The 24,246-nt window shown below is 70.4% G+C and carries 24 protein-coding genes; 16 read left to right on the forward strand and 8 right to left on the reverse strand.

Annotation, left to right across the window (positions count from 1 at the left end):
- Positions 1-222: 222 nt before the first annotated feature.
- From pdhA to AC07EG_RS18980, 6 genes are all read left to right on the forward strand, one after another.
- Complete coding sequence (gene pdhA / locus AC07EG_RS18955; protein ID WP_478254425.1) at positions 223-1,428, forward strand: pyruvate dehydrogenase (acetyl-transferring) E1 component subunit alpha; 1,206 nt, start codon at positions 223-225, stop codon at positions 1,426-1,428.
- The gene (locus tag AC07EG_RS18960) at positions 1,428-2,456 is read left to right on the forward strand and encodes an alpha-ketoacid dehydrogenase subunit beta (RefSeq protein WP_478254426.1); all 1,029 of its coding nucleotides are present in this window, start codon (positions 1,428-1,430) and stop codon (positions 2,454-2,456) included. Before pdhA ends, AC07EG_RS18960 begins: the two co-directional genes overlap by 1 nt.
- Positions 2,457-2,470: 14 nt before the next feature.
- A complete protein-coding gene (locus tag AC07EG_RS18965) occupies positions 2,471-3,793 on the forward strand; it encodes a dihydrolipoamide acetyltransferase family protein (protein WP_478254427.1) in 1,323 nt (440 codons plus the stop codon).
- A 285-nt stretch (positions 3,794-4,078) separates the two neighbouring features.
- Positions 4,079-4,642 carry a TetR/AcrR family transcriptional regulator gene (locus AC07EG_RS18970; protein ID WP_478254676.1) on the forward strand — a complete coding sequence of 188 codons (564 nt, stop codon included), beginning with the start codon at positions 4,079-4,081 and terminating at the stop codon, positions 4,640-4,642.
- A gap of 41 nt (positions 4,643-4,683) precedes the next feature.
- On the forward strand, positions 4,684-6,594 hold the full coding sequence (locus tag AC07EG_RS18975) for an ABC transporter ATP-binding protein (RefSeq protein ID WP_478254677.1): 1,911 nt from the start codon (positions 4,684-4,686) through the stop codon (positions 6,592-6,594).
- 106 nt (positions 6,595-6,700) lie between these two features.
- Entirely contained in the window at positions 6,701-7,156 is a 456-nt protein-coding gene (locus AC07EG_RS18980; protein WP_478254428.1) for an FxsA family protein, read from the forward strand.
- Here AC07EG_RS18980 and AC07EG_RS18985 read toward each other — a convergent pair.
- Positions 7,143-7,694 carry an SCP2 sterol-binding domain-containing protein gene (locus tag AC07EG_RS18985; protein ID WP_478254678.1) on the reverse strand — a complete coding sequence of 184 codons (552 nt, stop codon included), beginning with the start codon at positions 7,692-7,694 and terminating at the stop codon, positions 7,143-7,145. The two genes, AC07EG_RS18980 and AC07EG_RS18985, sit on opposite strands and share 14 nt — an antisense overlap.
- A gap of 119 nt (positions 7,695-7,813) precedes the next feature.
- Positions 7,814-8,308, reverse strand: coding sequence for an SCP2 sterol-binding domain-containing protein (locus AC07EG_RS18990; protein ID WP_478254429.1), 495 nt, complete (start codon positions 8,306-8,308; stop codon positions 7,814-7,816).
- 128 nt (positions 8,309-8,436) lie between these two features.
- On the opposite strand from AC07EG_RS18990, the gene AC07EG_RS18995 reads away from it, so the two are divergent.
- Positions 8,437-9,096 (forward strand): TetR/AcrR family transcriptional regulator, encoded by a 660-nt coding sequence (locus AC07EG_RS18995; RefSeq protein WP_478254430.1) that lies wholly within the window; start codon positions 8,437-8,439, stop codon positions 9,094-9,096.
- Here the strand turns inward: AC07EG_RS18995 and AC07EG_RS19000 are convergent.
- Positions 9,093-10,001 (reverse strand): MaoC/PaaZ C-terminal domain-containing protein, encoded by a 909-nt coding sequence (locus AC07EG_RS19000; protein WP_478254431.1) that lies wholly within the window; start codon positions 9,999-10,001, stop codon positions 9,093-9,095. The genes AC07EG_RS18995 and AC07EG_RS19000 overlap by 4 nt on opposite strands.
- 1 nt (position 10,002) lies before the next feature.
- Positions 10,003-11,340 (reverse strand): 3-oxoacyl-ACP reductase, encoded by a 1,338-nt coding sequence (locus tag AC07EG_RS19005; RefSeq protein WP_478254432.1) that lies wholly within the window; start codon positions 11,338-11,340, stop codon positions 10,003-10,005.
- A gap of 97 nt (positions 11,341-11,437) precedes the next feature.
- On the opposite strand from AC07EG_RS19005, the gene AC07EG_RS19010 reads away from it, so the two are divergent.
- Positions 11,438-12,727, forward strand: coding sequence for an acetyl-CoA C-acetyltransferase (locus AC07EG_RS19010; protein WP_478254433.1), 1,290 nt, complete (start codon positions 11,438-11,440; stop codon positions 12,725-12,727).
- A gap of 40 nt (positions 12,728-12,767) precedes the next feature.
- Here the strand turns inward: AC07EG_RS19010 and AC07EG_RS19015 are convergent, their stop codons facing one another.
- Both AC07EG_RS19015 and AC07EG_RS19020 read right to left on the reverse strand, forming a co-directional pair.
- Positions 12,768-13,337 (reverse strand): DoxX family protein, encoded by a 570-nt coding sequence (locus AC07EG_RS19015; RefSeq protein WP_478254434.1) that lies wholly within the window; start codon positions 13,335-13,337, stop codon positions 12,768-12,770.
- Between the two features lie 111 nt (positions 13,338-13,448).
- Positions 13,449-14,486 (reverse strand): glycerophosphodiester phosphodiesterase family protein, encoded by a 1,038-nt coding sequence (locus tag AC07EG_RS19020; RefSeq protein ID WP_478254435.1) that lies wholly within the window; start codon positions 14,484-14,486, stop codon positions 13,449-13,451.
- A 59-nt stretch (positions 14,487-14,545) separates the two neighbouring features.
- Between AC07EG_RS19020 and AC07EG_RS19025 the strand changes: the two genes are divergently transcribed.
- From AC07EG_RS19025 to AC07EG_RS19055, 7 genes are all read left to right on the forward strand, one after another.
- A complete protein-coding gene (locus tag AC07EG_RS19025) occupies positions 14,546-15,760 on the forward strand; it encodes a GNAT family N-acetyltransferase (protein WP_478254436.1) in 1,215 nt (404 codons plus the stop codon).
- Positions 15,761-15,830: 70 nt separating this feature from the next.
- Entirely contained in the window at positions 15,831-16,577 is a 747-nt protein-coding gene (locus AC07EG_RS19030) for a MerR family transcriptional regulator (RefSeq protein ID WP_478254437.1), read from the forward strand.
- Between the two features lie 94 nt (positions 16,578-16,671).
- A complete protein-coding gene (locus AC07EG_RS19035; RefSeq protein ID WP_478254438.1) occupies positions 16,672-17,868 on the forward strand; it encodes an AAA family ATPase in 1,197 nt (398 codons plus the stop codon).
- A 266-nt stretch (positions 17,869-18,134) separates the two neighbouring features.
- Positions 18,135-18,296 (forward strand): hypothetical protein, encoded by a 162-nt coding sequence (locus tag AC07EG_RS19040; RefSeq protein WP_478254694.1) that lies wholly within the window; start codon positions 18,135-18,137, stop codon positions 18,294-18,296.
- Positions 18,297-18,616: 320 nt separating this feature from the next.
- The gene (locus AC07EG_RS19045; protein WP_478254439.1) at positions 18,617-19,564 is read left to right on the forward strand and encodes a bifunctional helix-turn-helix transcriptional regulator/GNAT family N-acetyltransferase; all 948 of its coding nucleotides are present in this window, start codon (positions 18,617-18,619) and stop codon (positions 19,562-19,564) included.
- A 60-nt stretch (positions 19,565-19,624) separates the two neighbouring features.
- The gene (locus AC07EG_RS19050; RefSeq protein ID WP_478254440.1) at positions 19,625-19,984 is read left to right on the forward strand and encodes a YciI family protein; all 360 of its coding nucleotides are present in this window, start codon (positions 19,625-19,627) and stop codon (positions 19,982-19,984) included.
- Entirely contained in the window at positions 19,981-21,183 is a 1,203-nt protein-coding gene (locus tag AC07EG_RS19055) for an RNA polymerase sigma factor (protein ID WP_478254441.1), read from the forward strand. The genes AC07EG_RS19050 and AC07EG_RS19055 overlap by 4 nt, the downstream gene beginning before the upstream one ends.
- 74 nt (positions 21,184-21,257) lie before the next feature.
- Here the strand turns inward: AC07EG_RS19055 and mctP are convergent, their stop codons facing one another.
- Both mctP and AC07EG_RS19065 read right to left on the reverse strand, forming a co-directional pair.
- Positions 21,258-22,901, reverse strand: a complete 1,644-nt coding sequence (mctP, locus tag AC07EG_RS19060; RefSeq protein ID WP_478254442.1) for a monocarboxylate uptake permease MctP — start codon at positions 22,899-22,901, stop codon at positions 21,258-21,260.
- Positions 22,898-23,179, reverse strand: coding sequence for a DUF3311 domain-containing protein (locus AC07EG_RS19065; protein ID WP_478254443.1), 282 nt, complete (start codon positions 23,177-23,179; stop codon positions 22,898-22,900). The genes mctP and AC07EG_RS19065 overlap by 4 nt, the downstream gene beginning before the upstream one ends.
- A gap of 171 nt (positions 23,180-23,350) precedes the next feature.
- On the opposite strand from AC07EG_RS19065, the gene AC07EG_RS19070 reads away from it, so the two are divergent.
- The gene (locus tag AC07EG_RS19070; protein WP_478254444.1) at positions 23,351-24,217 is read left to right on the forward strand and encodes a septum formation family protein; all 867 of its coding nucleotides are present in this window, start codon (positions 23,351-23,353) and stop codon (positions 24,215-24,217) included.
- The last annotated feature ends 29 nt before the right edge of the window (positions 24,218-24,246 follow it).

Consider the following 24,246-nt stretch of genomic DNA (forward strand, 5'->3'; position numbering starts at 1 on the left):
GCGGCCCCATCATCGGGTTTCCTAGTGTTTCCCCTGTTCAGCCCCGCCTTCGCGGCAACAAATCAATCTCCGGTACTCACCTGGAGCCGGTTCTCGTGCCAGGATGTGCGCGAAGACCGTCACCGCTGACGGCCGGGTGCTCGACCGAGTTCCCAGTGCCGCCGGCGAAGTCGCGGCGGCTGCCACAAGCGGCTGCGCGGCACCGAACTGAGGAGAACGAGAATGTCGTCCCCGGAACAGTGGACGCATCCCGAACCGGGTGCCGGGCCCGCCGCGACCGCGGCGGAACCAACACCGGAGCAGGTGATCGCGGGTTTGCGCGCAACGACCGAAGGTGGGTCCGAACTCACCCAGCTGCTGACGCCCGAAGGCGAACGCGTGCCCTCGGCGCAGTTCGATCCCTACGTCTCCGACGTCGACGACGAAGCGCTGCGGAACCTCTACCGCGACATGGTGCTGGTCCGGCGGGCCGACCGCGAGTCCAACGCCATGCAGCGCCAGGGCCAGCTCGGCATCTGGGTGCCGCTGCTCGGCCAGGAGGCCGCCCAGATCGGCTCCGGCCGCGCGCTCCGCCCGTCCGACATGGCCTTCCCGAGCTACCGCGAGCACGGCGTGGCGTGGACCCGCGGGGTCGACTTCCGCGAGCTGATCGGCATCTTCCGCTGCTCCGACCACGGTGGCTGGGACTTCAAGCACCACGGCTTCCACCCGTACACGATCGTCATCGGCAACCAGGTGCTCAACGCCACCGGGTACGCGATGGGCCAGAAGTTCGAAGGCAAGGTCGGTGACGACAACGGCGAAGCCACCATCGTCTACTTCGGCGACGGCGCCACCAGCCAGGGCGACGTGCACGAGGGCTTCGTCTGGTCCGCGGTCTACGACGCGCCCGTGGTGTTCTTCTGCCAGAACAACCAGTGGGCCATCTCCGAGCCCACCGAGCGCCAGTCGCGCCTGCCGCTGTACCAGCGCGCCCGCGGTTACGGCTTCCCCGGCATCCGCGTCGACGGCAACGACGTGCTCGCCTGCCTCGCGGTCACCCGCTGGGCGCTGGACGAGTGCCGCCACGGCAACGGCCCGGTGCTGATCGAGGCGTTCACCTACCGGATGGACGCGCACACCACCACCGACGACCCCACCCGCTACCGGCTCTCCGACGAGCTGGAGGAGTGGAAGCTCAAGGACCCGATCGAGCGGGTGCGCGCGCACCTGGCCCGCGGTGGCGGCGCCGACCAGGAGTTCTTCGACAAGATCGACGCCGAGGCCGACAGCTTCGCCGCCGAACTGCGTGACTTCGTGTTCAACATGCCCGATCCGCCGCCCGAGCGGATCTTCGAGAACGTCTACGCCGAGCCGTCGCCGGTCCTGGAGGCCCAGCGGCGCGAGTACCTGTCCTACCTCGAGGGTTTCGCGGGGAGTGAGCACTGATGGCCGCACCCGTGAAGGCGAAGGCGGACGGGGCCGCGGGCGCCGTGCAGAACCTGACCATCGGCAAGGCGATCAACCTCGCCCTGCGCTCGGCCATGGAGGCCGACGACAAGGTGATCGTGCTCGGGGAGGACGTCGGCAAGCTCGGCGGTGTCTTCCGGATCACCGACGGCCTGCAGAAGGACTTCGGCGAGCAGCGCGTGCTGGACACGCCGCTGGCCGAGTCCGGCATCATCGGCACCGCGGTCGGCCTGGCCGTGCGCGGGTTCCGGCCGGTGTGCGAGATCCAGTTCGAGGGCTTCATCTTCCCCGGCTTCGACCAGATCGTCAGCCAGGTGGCGAAGCTGCACTACCGCACCCAGGGCCGGGTCAAGGTGCCGATGGTGATCCGCGTGCCGTTCGGCGGCGGGATCGGCGCGGTCGAGCACCACTCGGAGTCCCCGGAGTCCCTGTTCGCGCACGTCGCGGGCCTCAAGGTGGTCTCGTGCTCGAACGCGGCCGACGCGTACTGGATGACGCGGCAGGCCATCGAGTGCGACGACCCGGTGCTGCTGTTCGAGCCCAAGCGGCTCTACCACTCGGGCAACCTGCGGGCCGAGGTCGACACCACGGCCACGCCGGACCCGCTGTTCGCTTCGCGCGTGGTGCGTCCCGGTGACGCGGCCACCCTGGTCGCCTACGGGCCGTCGGTGAAGGTCTGCCTGGACGCGGCCACCGCCGCGCAGGAGGAGGGGACCTCGCTGGAGGTCATCGACCTGCGCACGCTCTCCCCGCTGGACCTGGACCCGGTGTTCGAGTCCGTCCGGCGGACCGGCCGGCTGATCGCGGTCAGCGAGGCGCCTTCGGAGTCGTCGCTGACCTCGGAGATCGCCATGCGGGTGCAGCAGGAGTGCTTCTACTCGCTGGAGGCACCGGTCCTGCGGGTCACCGGGTTCGACACCCCGTACCCGCCGGCGAAGCTCGAGGAGGACTACCTCCCCGACCTCGACCGGGTGCTGCACACCGTCGACCGCTCGCTGGCCTGGTAGGGGGATTCGCGAACATGCCGCAGTACAAGCAGTTTCCCCTGGCCGACACGGCGGAGGGGCTGACCGAGGCCGACATCCTCAACTGGCACGTCAAGCCGGGTGACGAGGTGAAGGTCAACCAGATCGTGGTGGAGATCGAGACCGCCAAGGCGGCCGTCGAACTGCCCATCCCGTGGGCCGGGGTGATCACCGAGCTGCACGTGGAGCCGGGGCAGACGGTCGAGGTCGGCACGCCGATCCTGACCATCGACACCGATCCGGGTGGGGCACCGGCGGAAGCGCCCTCCCCGAACGGCGCTTCCGCACCGGCTCCCGCTCCGGCTCCGGCCGAGGAGGAGATGAAGCCGCTGGTCGGCTACGGCTCGAAGGCGGTCACCGCGAAGCGGCGGGCACGCAAGGAGGCCCCGGTCACGCCTTCGCGGGCGCCCGAACCGGTGGCCGCGGTCGAAGCCCCGGCGCCGGCCAAGGGCGGTTACGTGCCGCTGGCGAAGCCGCCGGTGCGCAAACTGGCCAAGGACCTCGGCGTCGACCTGCACTCGCTGGCCGCCGACGGCCGGGTGATCACCCGGGAGGACGTGCAGCGCGCGGCTGCTCCGGCCGCCGCCCCGGTATCCACTCCGGTATCCACTCCGGACAGCTCCGGCGAGCGCCGGGTGCCGATCAAGGGTGTGCGCAAGGCGACCGCCAAGGCGATGGTGGAGAGCGCGTACACCGCACCGCACGTGACGGAGTTCCTGACCGTCGACGTGACGCCGATGATGGAGCTGCGGGAGAAGCTGAAGAAGAGCCCGGCGTTCGCCGGGATCAAGCTGACCCCGCTGGCCTTCGCGGCGAAGGCGATGTGCCTGGCGGTGAAGCGGACCCCGGACGTGAACGCGACCTGGGACGAGGAAAACCAGGAGATCGTCTACAAGAGCTACGTGCACCTGGGCATCGCCGCGGCCACGCCGCGGGGGCTGATCGTGCCGAAGATCCGCAACGCCGAGCAGCTGTCGCTGCCGGAGCTGGCCAAGGCGCTGGGTGAGCTGACCGACGTGGCGCGCGAGGGCAAGACGGCCCCCGGCGACATGATCAACGGCAGCATCACCATCACCAACGTCGGCGTGTTCGGCGTGGACACCGGCACCCCGATCATCACCCCCGGCGAGTCGGCGATCCTGGCCTTCGGCGCCATCCGCGACACCCCGTGGGTGGTCGACGGGGAGATCAAGGTGCGGAAGGTGCTGCAGCTCGCCCTGAGCTTCGACCACCGCGTGGTCGACGGGCAACAGGGCTCCCAGTTCCTCGCGGACGTGGGCACCCTGCTGGCCGACCCGGCGAGCGCCTTCGTCTTCTGAGGCGTTGCCGTGAGTGGGGAGCACCCACTCACGGCACCAACCGCAGCCGGGGCACCCAACAAGCGCAGCCGCCCGAACCCCACCCCGCCCCGGTCCACCGCCAGAAACACGGCGAAGGCCGCGATGTCAAGGCGTCTCTTCCCGCCTTGCATCGCGGCCTTCGCCGTAGTCACACGGAAAAACCGGGGCGGCTCGCGCGGCAACATATTCGCTTGACGGAGTGAGCGCTCACTCCGCACACTGGCAGGCATGAACCCACCTCCTGCCAAACGACGCGCCCCCGCCATGAGCACCGAGCAGCGGCGCGAGATGATCGTCCGGGCCGTGCTGCCGTTGGTGGCCGAGCACGGCGCCGCGATCACCACCAGTCAGATCGCCCGGGCCGCGGGCATCGGCGAGGGCACCATCTTCCGGGCCTTCAAGGACAAGGACGAGCTGCTCGACGCCTGCATCGCCGAGGCGGTGCGGCCCGACACCGCGTTGCAGGCCATCGCCGAGATCCCGCTGGACCAGCCCCTGCGCGAGCGGCTGCTGGAAGCCGCGGCGACGTTGTCCGCGCACCTCGGGCGCATGGGTGCGGTGGTCGGCGCCATGTTCACCGCCGGCCGTCCGATGAAGCGCCCCGAGCCCGGCAACGAGCAGCAGCGCAACGCCCGGCGCGATTCCTTCCTCACCACGCGCAACGCCATCGCCGAACTCTTCGAGCCCGAGCGCGACAAGCTGCGGCTGCCGCCCGAGAAGCTCGCGGCGTTGTTCTCCTCCCTGCTGCTCAGCCAGCACCGCGACGCCGACCACGCGACAACGGTGGAGGAGATCGTGGACGTCTTCCTCCACGGAGCCTGCCAGTGACCGATTTCCGCGCTGGGGGACCGCCCGGCCTGCGCCGCCTGATGCGCCGCGCGGGCAAGGCGACCGAAAGCGGGCTCACCGGCCCGATCAGCATTCCCGATCCCCGCCCCGCCCCGGACGAACCGGCGGACCTCGCCGCCCGCTTCAAGCGCGTGCGCGAGGCGGTCGGCGGCACGGTCCGCGGCCTGCCCAGGGTCGCCCGGCTGACCTGGGGCGCCGGCCGCCTGCTGACCATCGGCATCGCGCTGCTCACCCTGGTCGCCGGGCTGACGCCGACGCTCACCGCCTACGCCGCCAAGCTGCTGATGGACGCCGTGGTCGCGGCCATCTCCGGGCACGGCACCACCACCGCGATCGTCTGGCTGGCCGTGTTCCAGTTCGGCGTCTTCACCCTGACCGCGATCACCACCGCGCTGACGAACATCTGCCAGCAGCTGCTCACCGAACGCATGGTGCTGACCATCCGCCACCAGGTGATGGCCCACGCCAGCCGCCTGCACCTGGCCTTCTTCGAGGGCTCGGAGTCCTACGACCTGCTGCGCCAGGCCGACCGGGAGGCACCGCAGCGCCCGGTGTCCATGCTGACCTCCGGCCTCGGGCTGATCCGCACCTCGATCACCTTCGGCAGCATGATCACCCTGCTGGTCACGGTGAGCCCGCTGCTCGCCCTGGTCGCGCTGGTGGCGCCGATCCCGGCGTTCATCGCGCAGTCGAAGTACGGCGCCCGCGCGTTCACGCTGACCCTGATGCTCTCGCCGTTCCGGCGGCGCATGGAGTACCTGTCCATGCTGGTCACCACGGACAACCACGCCAAGGAGACCAAGCTGTTCGGCCTCGGCCCGTACCTGGTCGACCGGTTCCACCGGATCAGCACGGCCGCCTACGGCAAGCAGCGCAGGCTGATCCGCAACCGGAACCTGGCCGGGGCGTCGTGGAGCCTGCTGTCCACCCTCGCCGGGTCCGCGATCGCGCTGTACATCGCGCTCGAAGCGGTGGCGGGACGGCTGACGCTCGGCGACCTCGCGCTGTACACCGCCGCCGCGACCGCCGTGCAGTCCTCGGTGCAGGGGCTGTTCAGCGCCTTCACCGGCATGTACGAGAACAACCTCTACCTGGACACGCTGTACAAGTTCCTGGCCACCGAGCCGGAGATCGTGGCGCCGCCGAACCCGAAGCCGCTGCCGGAGCCGGTGCGCGGGCGGGTCACCTTCGAGCGGGTCAGCTTCCGCTACCCGGGTGCCGACGAACCCGCGCTCGACGACGTCAGCTTCACCATCGAACCGGCCACCACGGTCGCCGTGGTCGGGCGGAACGGGGCCGGGAAGTCGACCCTGCTGAAGCTGCTGTGCCGGTTGTACGACCCGACCGGCGGGCGCATCCTGCTCGACGGCGTGGACATCCGGGAGTTCGACCCGGACGAGCTGCGGCGGCGGATGAGCGCGATGTTCCAGGACCACGTCAGCTACCACGCCACGGCGGCGGAGAACATCGGTCTCGGCGACATCGACAACGTGACCGACCGCCCGCGCATCGAGGAGTCCGCCCGCCGCGCCGGGGTGGCCGACCGGATCGAACGGCTGCCGAAGACCTACGACAGCCCGCTGGGCCGGTGGTTCGACCAGGGCATCAGCCTGTCCGGCGGTGAGTGGCAGAAGCTGGCGCTGGCCAGGGCGTTCCAGCGGGACGCCCCGATCCTCCTGCTCGACGAACCGACGTCGGCACTGGACGCCGAAGCCGAGCACGAGTTGTTCGCCCGGTTGCGGGAGCTGGCGCACGGCCGCACCACGCTCTACATCTCGCACCGGTTCTCCACGGTCCGGCGGGCGGAGAAGATCCTGTTGCTGGAGAGGGGGAAGCTGGCCGAATTCGGCACGCACGAGGAGCTGATGGCCCTGGACGGCGGTTACGCGGAGCTGTTCACCCTGCAGGCCGCCGCCTACCTGGACACCTGACCCACCAGCGCCGCCGCGCCAGGCCCCGACCGGGCAGGTCGGCCGGTTCCCCACGACCGGTCACCCCGGCGGGAGCAAAACGGGCCGCTGGGTCGTTGAACCGGACATGGCTGTGGTTTTCCTGCTCTACGTGGTAGCCGAGGTGGCGGCCGTCTGGGCGGTCAGCTCGGCCATCGGCTTTTTCGGCACGATCGGCCTGCTGCTGGCGGGCGCGTTCCTCGGCTCGTGGCTGGCTCGCCGCGAGGGGGGCAAGGCGGCGCGCGCGTTCGTGGAGACGGCGCGGTCGGGGCGGTCGGCGCACAACGAGGTGACCGACGGCATGCTGATCGGGCTCGGTGGCCTGCTGATCATGCTGCCGGGCTTCGTCAGCGACGTGGCCGGGCTGCTGATGATCCTGCCGCCGACGCGCGGGGTGTTCCGGCGCGCCTGGCTGCGGCGGATCGAGAAGCGCTCGGTGCACCCGCGCTCGCCGTTCCGGGGCGGGGTGATCGTGGTGGACAGCGAGGTGGTCGACCCCGACGAGCCGTCCCGGCCCGGGAAGCACCCGGTTATCGAGGGGTAGCCTTCGGGATGTCGAAGTAGCTGCTGAACCGGACGGCCAGCGCGTAGTCGCCCTTGACCTTCACCCGGCCGGTGACGAACATGGCCGCGGCCGCGGTCACCCCGGTGGCCATCCGGATGAAGTCGGCGGCGGAGGCGGTGACCGTGGCGTCCGGGGAGCGGCCGAGGTCGCTGCTGGAAACGCAGACCCCGTCCTCGACCACGGTCTGGTAGCGGTCGAACGGGGGCTCGCCGTCGCCCCGGTGGAAACGCCAGCCGATCACGAATTCCGCGTTTTCCGCCTTTTCCGGGATCAGGTGGTCGGACATCCTGCGGAATATCTCGTCGAGAAAGACCAGGCGCAACTCGTCGTGTGCGGCCAGCTCGTTGATCTGCTCTTTCGAAGCGCTGCCGACCACGTCGACGAGCAATTGCGTGGACAACGAGGACAGTTCGATCCCGGCGCCCACCGACCCGAGCATGTGCAGGGTTTCCAGCACCTGCACGAACTGCGCCGGGCTCAGCCTGCGGAATTCCAGTTCGCCGGCGAACGCGTCCAGCACCGATTCCGCGTGCGGGCGCGGCGCGGGCAGCCGGCTGCGGCGCAACAATGTGCCGCGCCAGCGCTCGCGCCAGGTGACCGGGTTCGAAGACACGGGGAACGAGTGTAGGTCGCCGTTCAGGGCTTGGGAAGATCGAAGAAACCGATCAGCCCGGCCGCGAATGCGAGATCGCCTTTTACCTTGATGCGGCCGGTGACGAACATGACCGCCGGGGTGGCCTGGTGGGTGATGAGCTTGAAGAAGTCCACCGGCGAGAGGGTGATGGTCACCCGCGGTTTCTCGGTCGGCACCCGGCTGACCGCGCAGGCGCCGTCCCGGATGATCGTTTCGAAGCGGTCGTGGCCATCGGCGTCGGCTCCGCCGGTCAGCCGCCAGCGGACCACCGCGTCCAGTCCGGCCGCCCGATCGGGACGCAGGTGCGCGCTCATCCGGCGGAAGATCTCGCCGAGCACCTTCTCCCGCAGCGCCCGGTCGCCGACGACGGTGTCCAGCTGCGCGTTCGACGCCCCGGCGATGATCCGCGCGAACTGCGCCGGCTCCACCTGCCGCAGGTCGGCCGTTCGCAGTGCCTCGAGCAGCGCCGGGCCGTCGAGCAGCTCGATGTCCTCCACGCCGGCCTCCCGTCCACTTACCGAACAGTAGCCTACTCATCAGTAGGTAACTCGGCAAGCCGATGCCGCCGTGCCGTGACACCGCCGGTCGCGAGCCCGGTAGCGTTCACCGGACGAGGGAGGTAGAGGTGTCCGAGGAAGTGCAGAATCCACCCGAGCGCGCCAAGCGGCTGCCGCGGGCCGTCCGGGAGCGGCAGATCCTGGACGCCGCCGTGCAGGTGTTCGCCCAGTACGGCTACCACTCGGCGTCGATGGACGAGATCTCCGAGGTGGCAGGCGTCTCCAAGCCGATGATCTACACCTACCTCGGCTCCAAGGAGGACCTGTTCGCCCAGTGCATCCGCCGCGAGGCCACCCGGCTGCTGGAGGCCATCCAGGCCGGGGTCCAGCCGGACCTGCCGCCGGACATGCAGCTCTGGCACGGCCTGCGCTCGTTCTACCGGTTCGTCGCCGAGTACCGCGAGTCGTGGACCGTGCTGCACCGACAGGCGCTGGTGGTCGGCGGCCCGTTCGCCGCCGAGATCACCGACATGCGCAAGCGCGCGATCGAGCTGGTGGCCGCGCTGGTGGTTTCGGCGGGCACCCGCAAGGGCCTCGCCGAGCAGGCCGAGTTCTCCGGTGAGGGCCTGTCCGCGGCACTGGTCGGGGCCGCGGAATCGCTGGCCGACTGGGCGCTCGACCACCCCAACATCTCCGACGGCGTGCTCGCCTCCTGGCTGATGAACCTGGTCTGGCTCGGGTTCAACGACCTGGTCGAAGGTGCCGTCTGGAAGCCGGCCGAGCCCTAGCCCGCCCGTCGCCCGCCACCGCCCTCAACGGAGCGCTTCGCGCCGCCCTGAACCGCAGCGATCGAACCCGCCAGGTGCGGTTTCGGCTTCTTCGCGCCCCACAGCTCGAACGCCCAGCCGTCGCCGGTCGCCCAGCTGGTGAAGGCGACCTCGCCGGGCAGCAGCACCGGCAGCTTGAACTTCACGTCCACGGTGAACGCCCCGGGCAGCCTGCCCTCGAACGCGGCCATGCTGCGCGCCTTGGTCCACATGCCGTGTGCGATCGCGGCCGGGAAGCCGAACGCCTTCGCGGTCAGCGGGTGCAGGTGGATCGGGTTGCGGTCCCCGGACACCTCGGCGTACCGGCGGCCGATGTCACCGGGCACCCGCCAGATCGCGTTCGGCGACGGCGGCGCCAGCCGCTCGCCCGGCCCCTTGCCGCCCGAACCACCACCGCGGCGCAGGTAGGTGCTCACGTCCGTCCACACGGGAGCGTCCTCACCGTCCGGGACCAGCTCGCTGAGCACGTCGAACTGCTGCCCCTTCTCGTGCGGGCGCAGGTTCTCCGCCCGCACGCGCACGGTGGACCGCTCACCGAGCAGCACCGGGCGGCGCTGGGTGATCCGGTTCGCCACGTGCACCATGCCGAGCAGCGGGAACGGGAAGTCCGGCTCGGTCATCAGCGCCATCTGCAGGCCGAAGGCGAGGACGTGCGGATAGGTGGCGGGCAGTTCGTCGCCGAAGCGGAACCCGCAGACCCGGTTGTACGCGGCCAGGTGCGCCGGATCGACGGTGACGCCGGTGCGCACGAACTCGGTGTCCGGCAACTGCCCGCCGGACGGCCCCTGGCGCAGGCCGCCGAGCAGGGCCTTCGGGTACAGCGCGCCGAGGCTGGGGGCCGCGCTCAGTTCCTTGGTGGTGGTCATCTCACGCTCCCAGGAAGGCCTGGCCGCACACGCGCACCACGTTGCCGTTGACCGCGGCCGAAGCCGGGTTGGCGTACCAGGCGATGGTTTCCGCGACGTCCACCGGCAGCCCGCCCTGCGCCAGGCTGGACAGCCGCCGCCCGACCTCGCGGATCACCACCGGCACCGCCGCGGTCATCTGGGTTTCGATGAAGCCGGGGGCGACCGCGTTGATCGTGCCGTTCCTGGCCGCCAGCTCCGGCGCGCCCACGTCGACCATGCCGATCACGCCCGCCTTGCTGGTGGCGTAGTTGGTCTGGCCGAGGTTGCCCGCGATGCCGGCGATCGAGGAGACGCCGATGATGCGGCCGTTGTCGTTGAGCACCCCGTCGGCGAGCAGCTTGTCGTTGACCGCGAGCTGCGCGGCGAGGTTCACCGAGAGCACCGCGTCCCAGTGGCCCTCGGTCAGGTTGCCGAGGGTCTTGTCGCGGGTGATGCCGGCGTTGTGCACGACCACGTCGACCCCGCCGTGCCGCTGGGTGAGGTAGTCGGCGAGCTGCTGGGGCGCGTCGGCGGCGGTGACGTCCAGTTGCAGCGAGGCCCCGCCGATCTCGTTGGCCACCTTGGACAGGTCCGCGCCCTGCGCCGGGATGTCGAGCGCGACCACGTGGGCGCCGTCGCGGGCGAGCACCTCGGCGATCGCCGCGCCGATGCCCCGGGAGGCACCGGTGACCAGCGCGACCTTGCCGTCCAGCGGCTTCGCCCAGTTCTCCGGGGCCGGCGCGGTCTTGCCGTGGGTGCCGACGCGGATCACCTGGCCGTCGACGAAGGCGGACTTGGCCGACAGCAGGAACCGCAGCGTCGACTCGGTGGCTTCCTCGGCGCCTTCGGCCACGTAGACCAGCTGGGCGGTGGCACCGCGCTTGAGCTCCTTGCCGACCGAGCGGACGAACCCTTCGAGCGCGCGCTGCGCGATCCGCTCGCGGCCCTCAACCACCTCCGGCGGCGTGCCGAGCACCACCACCCGGCCCGAGGGCACCAGCTGCCGGATCACCGGCTGGAAGAACTTGTACACCTCACGCAGGCGGCCGGGTTCGGTGATGCCGGTGGCGTCGAAGACCAGCGCGCCGTGCCTGCCGCCTGCCGGGGTGGTGAGCACCTCGACACCGGCGTCGGCGAGCTGGGTGGCCAGCGCCTTCTCCAGCCGTCCGCCGGGAGCCGCGCCGAGCAGCGCCGGGCCGTCGAGCGGGGCCTGACCCGCGGTGTAGCGGCGCAGCGGGTACGGGTTCGGCAACCCCAGCCGCGGCACCAGGAACCGCCCGAGCCGGCCTTTCGCGAACTGCTGGTACCTGTCGGCCATGACCATCCCTTCCCTGCGTCCGGTGTCACCGTGCAGCCTAACCTACTAGCGAGTAGGTTACACTCGGAGTACCTCACAACTTCGCCTCGGAGGAAAGATGGCCACGAAGAAGGCACCGCCGGTCCGCAGGGTCGCCATCGTGGGCGGCAACCGGATCCCGTTCGCGCGGTCGAACGGCCCGTACGCGCAGGCCTCGAACCAGGACATGCTGACCGCGGCGCTGGACGGCCTGGTCAGCCGTTTCTCCCTGCAGGGCGAACGGATCGGCGAGGTGGCCGCCGGTGCGGTGCTCAAGCACGCCCGCGACTTCAACCTGGCCCGTGAGTGCGTGCTCGGCAGCAAGCTTTCGCCGGAGACGCCCGCCGCCGACCTGCAGATGGCCTGCGGCACCGGTTTGCAGGCGATCGTCACCGTGGCGAACAAGATCGCGCTCGGGCAGATCGACTCGGCCATCGCCGGTGGCGTGGACACCACCAGCGACGCGCCGCTCGCGGTGAACGACGACCTCCGGCAGATCCTGGTCCAGCTGAACGCGGCGAAGACGGTCGGCGAGCGGCTGAAGCTGGCGGCGAAGATCCGGCCGGGGCACATCGTGCCGGAGATCCCGCGCAACGCCGAGCCGCGCACCGGGCTGTCGATGGGTGAGCACGCCGCGCTGACCGCGAAGGTGTGGGAGGTTTCGCGCGCCGAGCAGGACGAACTGGCGGCCGCGAGCCACCGGAACCTGGCCGCCGCCTACGACCGCGGGTTCTTCGACGACCTGCTCACGCCGTTCCTGAAGCTGTCGCGGGACCAGAACCTGCGGCCGGATTCGAGCGTGGAGAAGCTGTCGAAGCTGAAGCCGACGTTCGGTGGTCCCCAGGGCACGATGACCGCGGGCAACTCGACGCCGCTCACCGACGGCGCGTCGACCGTGCTGCTGGCGAGCGAGGCGTGGGCGAAGGCGCGGAAGCTGCCCGTGCTGGCGTACCTGACCTTCTCGCAGACGGCGGCCGTCGACTACGTGCACGGGGACGAAGGGCTGCTGATGGCGCCCGCGTACGCGGTGCCGCGGATGCTGGAGCGGGCGGGCCTGACCCTGCAGGACTTCGACTTCTACGAAATCCACGAGGCGTTCGCGTCGCAGGTGCTGGCGACGCTGAAGGCATGGGAGGACGACGCCTTCGCCAAGGAGAAGCTCGGCCTGGACGCGCCGCTGGGCTCGATCGACCGGTCGAAGCTGAACGTGAACGGCTCCTCGCTCGCCGCCGGGCACCCGTTCGCCGCGACCGGCGGCCGGATCGTGGCCACGCTGGCGAAACTGCTGCACGAGAAGGGCTCCGGGCGGGGCCTGATCTCGGTGTGCGCGGCCGGTGGCCAGGGCATCACCGCGATCCTGGAGAAGTAGCGAGAAGGGGGCATCCCGGTGCGGGATGCCCCCTTTCGCGTCAGCTGGTGAGCTGCTTGGCGCGCTTGCGGGCCTTGCGCGTCTGCTTCTCGGCGTTCTTCTGCCAGCTCTGGGCCTGCTTGCCCGCCGACCGCTGGAGGGACTGGGCCTGCCTGCTCGCCACCTTCGCCGCCTTCTTGGCGCGCCAGCCCAGCGAGGGCTTGCCGTGCGTGTCGGCGGCGGCGAGCATCAGCCCACCGGCCAGACCGGCGTTCTTCAGGAAGTGGATCAGGTGCTGCTGCTTCGCCTGCTCGTCCTTCTCCGCCCAGAACGGGTGGCCGGCCACGGTGGTCGGCACCAGGCTGCCGAGCAGCACCAGCGAGGACAGCCGCGGGGCCTTGCCGAGGGCGAACAGCGTGCCTGCGGCGAGCTTCAGCCCGGCGTCCACCCGGACCAGGGTCACCGGATCGGTTGGCACCTGGGCGGGCAGCTTGTCGGCGTACCTGCCGACCGTGCTGTCCAGCAGCGGCTTGGCGGCTTCGGCGTGGCCCTCCGCCTGCCGCAGCGCGTTGATGCCGCCGCTGATGAAGATCGACGCGAGCAGGGGGCGGGCCAATCGGCGCAGAATCACGGGGTCACCTCTCCGACAGCAATTCAAGCTTGCTTCGAACGTACCCACATCCGCGGGATCTCACCCCTTATGAGCCTTTCTAGTGTCAGCGCTAGAAAGGCTCATACGCCGTTATCGACCGGCATAGGCCCGCGGCAGCTCGAACCCGCGTTCGGCGGCGACCTCCCGCAGCCGGTTCGGGTAGTCGGTGATGATGCCGTCCACGCCGTCGTCGATCAGCTTGTGCATGGTCGCCTTGTCGTTGACCGTCCACGGCACCACCTTCAGCCCCGCCCGGTGTGCCTCGTCGACCAGCGCCTTCGTGGTGAACGGCAGGTAGTTCGGGTCACCGACCGCGCCGCCCTGCGGATTGCCGTGCACCGGCGAGAGCGCGCTCGCCCCGAACGACTTCACCGCGCGCACCGGGCTGCCGCCGAAGTCGTCGATGTCCAGCCCGCCCAGCCACGGCGACTTGCCCGGCTGACCGGCCTGCAGGAACTCCGGCTGGGTCAGCGCGACCGTCTTCAGCCACGGCGCGGTCCGGCGCATCAGCATCAACGCACCCCAGTCGAAGCTCTGCACGGTGGTGCGGTGCGCGAAGCCGGAGAAGGTGATCTCGCGGGCCGCCCGCTGGACGAACTGCTCACGCGGGGCCGTCTCGTGCGGTGCGGCCGCCTCGACCTTGGTCTCCACGTTGAACCGGATGCCCCAGGCGTGGTGCTCGCGCGCCAGGTCGAACACCTCACGCAGGGTCGGCATCTTCGCCCCGGGGGAAAGCTGCTGGCCGGGGTGGTTGGGCAGCTTCTGCGAGCCGCAGTCCAGCGTGCGGACCTGCGCGAAGGTGAGGTCCTTGACGTATTTGCCCGCGTACGGGAACGCCGGGTCGCCGGGGAAGGCGGGCTGGGTGTCGGCGCACTTCGCCGGGTTCGTCTTCCGGTCGTGGGTGACCACGTCCCGGCCGTCCTTGGTGATCTGGATGTCCAGTTCCAGCGTGGTGACGCCGAGTTCGAGCGCGGTGGAGAAGGCGGCGAGCGTGCCTTCCACGGTGAGCCCGAGCCCGCCGCGGTGCGCCTGGATGTCGAACTCCTTGCGGGGGGACGCCTGCGCGGCGGAGGTGCCGAGCACGGTCGCGGCCACCGCCACGACCAGCGCTTTGGGGAGGGTTCTCATGGCAGGCGACTCAACCAGGCCCAGGCGACGTCCAGGTGAACCCTGGGAGGATCACCGCCATGACCGACTTCACCGTCCGGCGACCCGAGGCGCACGAACTGCGGCCCGCACTGGAAACGGTGGCCCGAGCCCTGCACTTCCCGCCGCTGACCGACGAGCAGTGGGCGATCGCCGAGCGCGTGTTCACCGCCGACCGGACGTTCACCGCCTTCGACGAGGGCCTGCCGATCGGGCTGACCACCTCCACCGCCGTCGACCTGGCGGTGCCCGGCGGCCGGGTGCCCGCGGCCGCGGTGGCGTGGGTCGGCGTGCGGGCGGACCGCACCCGGCGCGGGGTGAGCACCGCGTTGCTGACCGGCCAGTTGCGCGACTGCCGTGACCGCGGTGAACCGGCGGCGGTGCTGCACGCCAGCGAGGCCACCATCTACGGCCGCTTCGGTTACGGCGTCTCGTGCCAGGTCAAGCAGGTCGTGGTCGAGCGCGCGAGCGCGCGGCTCCGCTCGGACGCGCCGGTGACCGGTTCGGTGCGGCTGCTCTCCGCCGCCGACGCGCGGACCGTGCCCCGCGAGGTGTACTCGCGGATCGCCCCGCACCGGCCGGGCATGCTCACGCGGGACGAACGGTGGTGGCCGTGGGGGCACGACCGCGTCCTCGACCGCGACGGTTACCTGGTCGCCGTGCACCGCGACCGGCACGGCGCCGACGACGGGTTCGCCACCTACCGCACGGTGCCGCTCGGCACCTTCGACCAGCCCGCCGCGGGCACCGCCGTGGAGGTGCGCGACCTGCACGCCGCCGCTCCGGGGGCGATCGCCGGGCTGTGGCGGTACCTGCTGTCGATCGATCTGGTGACCAGGATCCGCTTCACGTCGAGGCCGATCGACGAGCCCGTCGAGCTGATGCTGGAGAATCCCCGTGCGGCCCAGGTCAGGGCGGTGCAGGACCACCTCTGGCTGCGGCTGACCGACGTGGCGCAAGCGCTTGCGTCCAGGAGTTGCGGTGTGGCCGAGCCGGTGGTGCTGCACGTGCGTGACCTCCGGCTGCCGGAGAACACCGGTGGCTACCGGATCGGCCAGGACGGGGTGGAGCGCACGGACGCCGAAGCCGACCTCAGCCTGGACGTGGACACCCTGGCCATGCTCTACCTCGGCGGGTGGTCGCCGAGCGCACTGGCCGGGATCGGGCGCATCGACGTTCGTCGGCCGGAGGCACTGGCCAGGGCGGATGCGCTGTTCCACAGTCCCGTCACGCCGTGGTGCGGAACGGATTTCTGAATTCCGGGTTGACCTTGACGCAGCGTCAACTTCTACCGTGGATTCCGCGAGGTTGAACTGAGGTTGAACGATGGAATGGTCGATTCAGGACATCGCGCGGACGGCGGGCACCACCAGCCGCACCCTGCGCCACTACGGGCAGGTCGGGCTGCTGGAGCCGACCCGGGTGGGGCGCAACGGTTACCGCTACTACGACGAACGCGCCCTGGTGCGCCTGCAGCGGATCCTGCTGCTGCGCGAACTGGGGCTCGGGCTGCCCGCCATCGCCGAGGTGCTGGCCGGGCAGCAGGACACCGCCGCTGCCCTGCGCACCCACCTCGCCCTGCTCGAACAGGAGCGGGACCGGCTCGGACGGCAGATCGAGTCGGTGCGCACGACCCTGCGGAAAACGGAAGGAGGTGAGCAACTGATGGCAGAAGAGGTCTTCGACGGGTTCGACCACACCCGGTACCAGGACGAGGTCGTCGAACGCTGGGGCAAGGACGCCTACGAGAAGGGCGACCGCTGGTGGCGTTCGCTGAGCGACGCCGAGAAGCGGGCGTTCCAGCAGGAGCAGGTCGACATCGCCCGCGACTTCGCCGACGCGATGCGGGCGGGTGAGCCGGCGGACGGCGAGGTCGCGCAGGCGATCACCCGGCGCCAGCACCACTGGCTGGCCGGGACCGGTGAGGTGAGCAAGTGCTACTTCATCGGCCTGGGCGAGCTGTACGTGTCGGACGAGCGGTTCACGGCGAACTACGACCGGCACGGCAAGGGCACCGCGGAGTACGTCCGCGACGCGATGAAGGTCTACGGCGAGCGCCACCTCGCCGACTAGGCCCGTGGCCAGGGCTGCAGACCTGGCCACGACACACCTCGGGGTTTCTGGCTCATTATCGGTGCGGCGCTAGAAAGCCCGATACCGTTCGAGAGTGGACCCCATCCGCAACCCGTTCGCCCCCGGCGCCGGCCAGCGCCCGCCCGAACTCGCCGGGAGGGAGCGCGAGCTGCACGCCTTCGAGGTGGTGCTGGAACGGGTCGCCCGCGGCCGCCCGGAACGCAGCCTGGTGCTGACCGGCCTGCGCGGGGTCGGGAAAACCGTGTTGCTCGGTGAACTGCGGTCGATGGCGATCAGGCACGGCTGGGGTGCGGGCAAGATCGAGGCGCGGCCGGACGCCGAGCTGCGGCGCCCGCTGTCCGCCGCCCTGCACCGCGCCATCCGTGACCTCGCGGTCCGCCACCGCGCCCCGGACCGCGTCGAATCGGTGCTGGGGGTGCTCAAGGCGTTCGCGTTGCGGGCCGCGAAACCGGACGCGAAGCTGCGTGACCGCTGGCAGCCGGGCATCGACGTGCCCGCCGCGCAGGGGCGCGCCGACTCCGGCGACATCGAGATCGACCTGGCCGAGTTGTTCACCGACGTGGCCGAGCTGGCCGCGGACGTCGGCACCGGGGTCGCGCTGCTGATCGACGAGATCCAGGACCTCGGGCCGGAGGACGTCTCGGCGTTGTGCGCGTCCTGCCACGAGCTGTCCCAGTCGGGGGCGCCGCTGGTGGTGGTCGGGGCCGGGTTGCCGCACGTGCCCGCGGTGCTGTCGGCGTCGAAGTCCTATTCGGAGCGCCTTTTCCGGTACGCCCGCATCGACCGGCTGGACCGCGAGGACGCCGACCGGGCGGTGCTGGCGCCGATCGACCGGGAGGACGCCGGGATCGAGCCGGAGGCGCTGGACGCGTTGTTCGACGCGTCCGGCGGTTATCCGTACTTCATCCAGGCGTACGCGAAGGCGGCCTGGGACGCCGCGCCGGACGACCCGATCACCGTCAAGGACGTGCAGGTCGCCGCGCCGGAGGCGGAGTCGGAGCTGGCGGTGGGCTTCTTCGGCTCGCGGTACGAGCGCGCCACCCCGGCCGAACGCGAGTACCTGCTGGCGATGGCCGAGCTGACGCAGGGGCGGGACGAGGCGGCGAGCACCTCGGACGTGGCCGTCTACCTGGGACGGAAGCCGTCGAGCCTGTCACCGGCGCGCGACAACCTGATGAAGAAGGGCCTGGTCTTCTCCGCCGAACGCGGCCGGATCGCCTTCACCGTGCCGCACTTCGGCCACTACCTGCTCAGCCGGATCGACGAGTAGCACCGGTCCCGGGCCGTCGGCCCGGTGGACTCCTCCCGACCGCGCCGGGGCGTAGCGGTCTCTTCGACTATCTAGCTTTTGAGCAATACACCACGATAGAGCTGAAGAGGGTTACCGGGCTCACCTGGTTCGTCGGGTCTACTCCTTGTTTGCCGATGATTCATCGGCTCGTGCGCCAGATCACCGGATAATCGTTGGCAATCTGCCGCGAGGTCGGGCATACTAGACCACGTAAGCCGAGAGATCCAGCGACACCCTTGAAGGGGATGCACACACCGATGAACAACATCGCCGCCAAGCTCCGTGCCCGCCGCGCCGAGGCTCGTACTCGCCGGGCGCTGAACCGGGCGATCGACACCGCGGCCACCGCGACTGTTCGTCAGGAGCTGATCGCGATCGCCCAGGCCCGTCAGCCCCACATGCGCTGACCCCTCGTGGACCGGGTGGAATTTCCCCCACACGAGTGACGTAGAACACAATACGAGCGGGGTGTAACGCCACCCGACCAGGCGTCGATACCCCTGATGACCCCGTGATGCTGGCGGACCCCCGACCTGGCAGCATCACGGGGTTTCCATGTTCAGGGGATGCCTGCGGCATCCCCTTTCCCGTGGCCGTGAGCTGCGGGTATGCCGGAGGGCCGAGCCCCCGGACCCCCGCGGTGCGAGGTCCTTGCACTGGCGGGCGCTGGTCTTGTTGGCGAGGAACCAACTCCTGCTGTCTCCACTGGGGGACCTCTTGTGGATTAATGGTTGACTTCGTCAGTGGTTTTTGTTGTGGTTGTCAGGTGAATCGGGTTGGGGAAGTTCGGGCGTTCAACCGGCTGTATACGCGGGTGATCGGGGTGCTGGACGAGGGGCCGGCCGACGCGGAGTATTCGCTGCCCGAGTCCAGGGTGTTGTTCGAGGTGGCCCGGCGGGAGTGGACCGAGGTGGGCGAGCTGCGTCGCGTGCTGGGGCTCGACGCGGGATATGCCAGTCGGCTGCTGGGCCGGTTGGCGGGGCGGGGGTTGCTGGTGCGCGAGCGGAGCGCGGAGGACGCGCGGCGCCAGATCGTGCGGCTGACCGACCGCGGGCGCGGCGTGTTCGCCGAGTTGGATCGCCGGAGTTCCGAGCAGATCCGGGGGTTGCTCGGGCGGTTCGGTGAGGACCGGCAGGTGGAGCTGCTGGAGGCGATGCGGACCATCTCGCGGATCGTGGGCGGGGAGCACGATCCGACGGTGGTGCTGCGGGCGCCGAGGGCGGGCGACCTGGGGTGGGTGGTGCAGCGCCACGGGGCGGTCTACGCCAGGGAGTACGGGTGGAACGACGGGTTCGAGGCGCTGGTCGCCCGGATCGTTTCGGACTACCTGACCGGGCGTGACCCGGCGCGCGAGGCGGTGTGGATCGCGGAACTGGACGGCGAGCGCGTCGGGTCGATCATGTGCGCCCGCGGGGCCGGCGAGCAGACGGCCAAGCTGCGGTTGCTGCTGGTGGAGCCGAGTGCGCGGGGGCACGGGGTCGGTGCGCGGCTGGTGCAGGAGTGCGTGTCCTTCGCGCGGTCGGTCGGGTACACCACGATGGAGTTGTGGACGGTGAGCCTGCTGTCGTCGGCCCGCCGGATCTACCAGGCCGCCGGGTTCGAACTGGTCGACGAGCAGCCGACCGCGGACTTCGGGCCGGTGGTGCTCGGGCAGACCTGGCGGTTGAAGCTGTAGGTGTCGATTCCGGCGGGGCTCGTTCGTCTTCGGGGCACCTGACGAACGAGGAGGGAACACATGCCCGACTACATCGGCCTGCTCCGCCGCGAGGAGAAGAGCGTCGAGGACCTCAGCCCCGGCGAAGCGCAGCGCGTGCTCGAGGAGTACCTGGCCTGGACCGACCGGGTGACGCGGGAGGGCCGCCTGCGGGCCAGTCACCCGCTGGCCAGAACCGGGCGCCTGCTCCGGCGCTCCGGTGACGCGCTGAGCACCACCGACGGTCCGCACACCGGCTCGGCGGAGGTCGTCGGCGGGTACATCACCATCACCGCCGACGACTACGACCAGGCGGCCGGCATCTTCGGCACCCACCCGCACCTGCGGTTCGGGCCGATCGAGCTGCGCAAGGTCGCCGACGAGAGCTGTTCGGAGGAATGAGCACCCCGGCCGGCGTGGTGGAGCACCTGTTCCGGCACAGCGCCGGGCAGCTCACCGCCACGCTGGCCAGGACGCTGGGTCCCGCCCACCTGGACCTCGCCGAGGAAGCCGTGGCCGACGCCATCGAGCGGGCGTTGCGCACCTGGCCGCACCACGGGGTGCCGGAGAACGCCCGCGGCTGGCTCTTCCGCGCCGCCCGCAACCGCGCGGTCGACCTGCTGCGCCGCGAGGATTCGCTGCGGGCCAAGCTCCCGTTGCTGCTCGACCGGCTCGGCGAACCCGCGGCGGCCGACGACGAGCTGACCATGATGGTGCTCTGCTGCCACCCCGAACTGCCGGTGCCCGCCCAGGTCGCGCTCACCCTCAAGACCGTCGGCGGGCTCGGCGTCGGGGAGATCGCCGCGGCGCTGCTGGACAAACCGGCCACCGTGGCGCAACGCCTGGTCCGGGCCAAGCGCTGGCTGGCTGGGAGCGACCAGCCGTTCGCCGTGCCCGCGGCGATCGAGTCCAGAGTGGACAGTGTGCTGGCGGTGCTCTACCTGTTGTTCACCGAGGGTTACCAGGCCAGCGGCGGGGAGTCGGCGATCCGGGGTGAGCTGTGCGGGGAGGCCGTCCGGCTGGCCGGGTTGCTGCTGGCCGACCGGCGCACCGACCTGCCGAGGGCGCGGGCGTTGCTGGCGTTGATGCTGTTGCAGGCCAGCCGGTTGCCCGCGCGCGTGGACGCCGACGGCGACCTGCTGCTGTGGCACGAGCAGGACCGCACGCGGTGGGACCACTCGATGATCGCCGAAGGCACGCGGCTGTTCGCGGCCGCCTGCACCGGACCCGAGCTGTCGGCGTACCACGTGGAGGCGGCGATCGCGTTGTGCCACACGACCCCGGACACCGACTGGCCCCGCGTCGTCGGCCTGTACGACCAGTTGCTGGCCCTGCGGCCGTCACCGGCGGGCAGGCTGAACCGGGCGATCGCGCTGGCGATGGCGGACGGCCCGGCGGCGGGCATCGCCGAACTGGAACGGCTGGAGCACGAACCGCGGCCGGCGGCGTACCCGCGGCTCCCGGCCGCGCTCGGTGCGCTGTGGTTGCTCGCGGGCGAACCGGCGCGGGCGGCCGGCTACTACCGGGCGGCGCTGGCGTTGCCGAACTCCGAACCGCAGCAACGGTTCCTGCGTCGCCGGTTGGCCACCTGCGAGTGCTGAGCCGGTGAACTCGCGGCAGCGTGGTGCTCGGCCGGGGTCGTGCGGGTGGAGCCCCCCACGACCCCGGCTCGCCCCTAGTGCACGCCGACCGCGCGCAGGTTCTTGTCGTCCTCGTCGACGTGGTAGTCGGCGTCGTTGGTCTGGTCGGTGCCGTTGGCCACCTTCAGCCGCCGGGCCACCGCGGTGACCAGGACCGCCACCACCAGGTTCGCCACCAGGGCGACGATGCCGACGTAGATCTGCACCTGGGAACCGGCGAACGGCTGCCAGCCGAAGAGGTCGATCTTGTCCAGCGCCAGCGCCGAACCGCCGAAGTGCGCCTTGCCGCTGGCCGGGTTGGGGATGTTGTAGAGCAGGAGCATGCCCCAGCCCATGCCGACCACCCAGCCGGCCACCAGCCCCCAGATGTGGAACCACCTGGTGTAGAGCGAAAGCGCCACCGACGGCAGCGTCTGCAGGATGATCACCCCGCCGATCAGCTGCAGGTCGATGGAGAACTGCGGGTCGATGAACAGGATGAACGCCACCGCGCCGAACTTCACGATCAGCGAGGCCAGCTTGGCCTGCTTGGCCTCCTGCTTCGGCGTGGCGTCCTTCTTGAGGAACTCCTTGTAGACGTTGCGCGTCCACAGGTTCGCCGCGGCGATGGACATGATCGCGGCGGGCACCAGCGCGCCGATGCCGATGGCGGCGAAGGCGATGCCGGTGAACCACGACGGGAACTGGTCGGCGAACAGCTGCGGGATGATCGTGTTGCCGTCCGGGCGCCCGGTGGCCTCGTTGGTGATCGCCTTCGTGCCCGCGGCGATGGCCACGAACCCGAGCAGCGCCAGCAGGCCGAGCAGCAGCGAGTAGGCGGGCAGCGCGGACATGTTGCGCTTGATCACGTTCCGCCCGCGTGAGGCCAGCACGCCGGTCACCGAGTGCGGGTACAGGAACAGCGCCAGCGCCGAGCCGAAGGCCAGCGTGGCGTACTGCAGCTGGTTGTTCGCGTTGAGGAAGATGCCGTCCGAAGCCGCCGGGCTGGCGTCGAACTTGGCGTCGGCCGCGCTGAAGATCGACTCCCAGCCGCCGAGCTTGCTCGGCAGGTAGACCACGGCGACCAGGATCACCACGTAGATCAGGATGTCCTTGACGAACGCGATCAGCGCCGGCGCCCGCAGCCCGGACTGGTAGGTGTAGACCGCCAGGATGATGAAGGCGATCAGCAGCGGCAGGTGACCGAGGAAACCGCTGGCGTTGAAGCCGAGCGTGCGCAGCACCGACTCCAGGCCGACCAGCTGCAGCGCGATGTAGGGCATCGTGGCGACGATGCCGGTGATCGCGACCAGCGTGGCCAGCAGCGGCGAACCGTAGCGGCCCTTCACGAAGTCGGCGGGCGTGACGTAGCCGTGCGAACGCGACACCGACCACAACCGCAGCAGCGGCAGGAAGACGATCGGATAGGCGACGATGGTGTACGGCAGCGCGTAGAACCCGACGGCACCGGCGCCGAACAGCAGCGCGGGCACGGCGACGAAGGTGTACGCGGTGTAGAGGTCACCGCCGATCAGGAACCAGGTGATCCACGAACCGAACTTGCGCCCGCCGAGGCCCCATTCGTCGAGGTGGTCGAGGGTGTCCCCGGCCTTCCACCGCGACGCGACGAAGCCGAGCACGGTGACCACCGCGAAGAGCAGGGTGAAGATGATCAGCTCCGGCCACTGGATCTCGCTCACCGGGCACTCCCCTCGTCCAGCTCGTCCACATCGGACTCGGGCAGGCTGGTCCGGCTGGTCGGCTTGTGCTTCGTCATCAGGTACACCACGGTGGTGCAGAGCACCCCGACCGCGATGCCGGCGAACTGGAACCAGTAGAAGAACGGCATCCCGATCAGGCGGGGTTCTTCGAAGTTGTAGAGCGGGGTGATCACGACCCACAACGGGATGATCAGCAGCAGGTTCCACGGGCTGAACACCAGCCCGGTTACCCGGCCCCCGGGCTTACCGGTCGACATTGGCCTCACCAAACTCCTCTTAGCGCACTCCGGCGGTGGAGATCGCGTTGACCTTAGAACCTCCGCCCCCGTGCGTCACCCGTGTCCGGTATCGATTTGCTCCCGACACCCGCGAACTGGGGAAAGGCTGTCGGATAGGGTCGGGCGCGACTCTGATCGGGGGTGGCTGACATGGCACGGTCGACCGGCGGGCGGGTGCGCATCGGACTGCTCGCCGCCGCGCTCGCGGTTTCCGGCTGCGCCACCGAGGTCGGTGGCCGGGCCCAGGCCGGGCCGCCGTCCGCCGAGCGGTCCGCGCCGAGCGCGAAGGCCCCCAGCCAGACCCCGGTGGCCCAGCCGGGGCAGTGCGTGCTCGGCACCAGCCCCGCCCCGGTCGACTGCTCGAAGCCGCACCACGTCGAGGTGACCAAGGCCGGCACCTTCGGCCCGGAGCTGCCCGCCGCGCGGCCGGAAGCCGACGTCATCTTCAAGGCGGCGCTGCCGGACTGCCGGGCCGAAGCCGCCAAGTACCTCGGCAGCACCGACTTCGACGCCTCCACCCTGGCCGCCTGGATGCTGTGGGCACCGGCCCCCGACTGGGCCGCCGGCCACCGCTGGTACCGGTGCGGGGTGGCACAACTGGACACCGACGGAAAAGCGGTCGAACGGACCGGTTCGGTCAAGGGCGCGCTCAACGGCGAGAAGTTCTTCGAATTCCAGTTGTGCTCCGCGGTCAAACCGCTGGAGGCGGCGGTGAAACGGGTGGCCTGCACCGAACCGCACCACGCGGAGGGTCTTCGCGTGGTCACCATGGGCAAGCACACCGACCCGTTGCCCACGCCCGACGAATTCAACGCCGCCGCGCGGCCGGTCTGCGGTGAAACGCTGACCAAGTACCTGGGCACGGCGACCCGCGAAGACGTGGTCGCCACCTGGCGCTGGCCCAGCCAGACCGAATGGGAACAGGGATTCACCAACCTCACCTGCTTCGCGCAAACCGATGTCCCGGTGACCGGGAAGTTGCGGAACCTCGGCACCGCCCCGTTACCGGGCGGATGACCCGATATCCGACCAATGGCTGTTGCCGA

The organism is Amycolatopsis sp. NPDC045836, from assembly GCF_056431745.1.

What these genes read in the sequence shown, in the direction of transcription:
- pdhA (WP_478254425.1), top strand. Translation starts at nt 223, where the DNA reads ATGTCGTCCCCGGAACAGTGGACGCATCCCGAACCGGGTGCCGGGCCC.
- AC07EG_RS18960 (WP_478254426.1), top strand. Translation starts at nt 1,428, where the DNA reads ATGGCCGCACCCGTGAAGGCGAAGGCGGACGGGGCCGCGGGCGCCGTG.
- AC07EG_RS18965 (WP_478254427.1), top strand. Translation starts at nt 2,471, where the DNA reads ATGCCGCAGTACAAGCAGTTTCCCCTGGCCGACACGGCGGAGGGGCTG.
- AC07EG_RS18970 (WP_478254676.1), top strand. Translation starts at nt 4,079, where the DNA reads ATGAGCACCGAGCAGCGGCGCGAGATGATCGTCCGGGCCGTGCTGCCG.
- AC07EG_RS18975 (WP_478254677.1), top strand. Translation starts at nt 4,684, where the DNA reads ATGCGCCGCGCGGGCAAGGCGACCGAAAGCGGGCTCACCGGCCCGATC.
- AC07EG_RS18980 (WP_478254428.1), top strand. Translation starts at nt 6,701, where the DNA reads ATGGCTGTGGTTTTCCTGCTCTACGTGGTAGCCGAGGTGGCGGCCGTC.
- AC07EG_RS19000 (WP_478254431.1), bottom strand. Translation starts at nt 10,001, where the DNA reads ATGACCACCACCAAGGAACTGAGCGCGGCCCCCAGCCTCGGCGCGCTG.
- AC07EG_RS19005 (WP_478254432.1), bottom strand. Translation starts at nt 11,340, where the DNA reads ATGGCCGACAGGTACCAGCAGTTCGCGAAAGGCCGGCTCGGGCGGTTC.
- AC07EG_RS19010 (WP_478254433.1), top strand. Translation starts at nt 11,438, where the DNA reads ATGGCCACGAAGAAGGCACCGCCGGTCCGCAGGGTCGCCATCGTGGGC.
- AC07EG_RS19020 (WP_478254435.1), bottom strand. Translation starts at nt 14,486, where the DNA reads ATGAGAACCCTCCCCAAAGCGCTGGTCGTGGCGGTGGCCGCGACCGTG.
- AC07EG_RS19025 (WP_478254436.1), top strand. Translation starts at nt 14,546, where the DNA reads ATGACCGACTTCACCGTCCGGCGACCCGAGGCGCACGAACTGCGGCCC.
- AC07EG_RS19030 (WP_478254437.1), top strand. Translation starts at nt 15,831, where the DNA reads ATGGAATGGTCGATTCAGGACATCGCGCGGACGGCGGGCACCACCAGC.
- AC07EG_RS19040 (WP_478254694.1), top strand. Translation starts at nt 18,135, where the DNA reads ATGCACACACCGATGAACAACATCGCCGCCAAGCTCCGTGCCCGCCGC.
- AC07EG_RS19045 (WP_478254439.1), top strand. Translation starts at nt 18,617, where the DNA reads ATGGTTGACTTCGTCAGTGGTTTTTGTTGTGGTTGTCAGGTGAATCGG.
- AC07EG_RS19050 (WP_478254440.1), top strand. Translation starts at nt 19,625, where the DNA reads ATGCCCGACTACATCGGCCTGCTCCGCCGCGAGGAGAAGAGCGTCGAG.
- AC07EG_RS19055 (WP_478254441.1), top strand. Translation starts at nt 19,981, where the DNA reads ATGAGCACCCCGGCCGGCGTGGTGGAGCACCTGTTCCGGCACAGCGCC.
- AC07EG_RS19065 (WP_478254443.1), bottom strand. Translation starts at nt 23,179, where the DNA reads ATGTCGACCGGTAAGCCCGGGGGCCGGGTAACCGGGCTGGTGTTCAGC.
- AC07EG_RS19070 (WP_478254444.1), top strand. Translation starts at nt 23,351, where the DNA reads ATGGCACGGTCGACCGGCGGGCGGGTGCGCATCGGACTGCTCGCCGCC.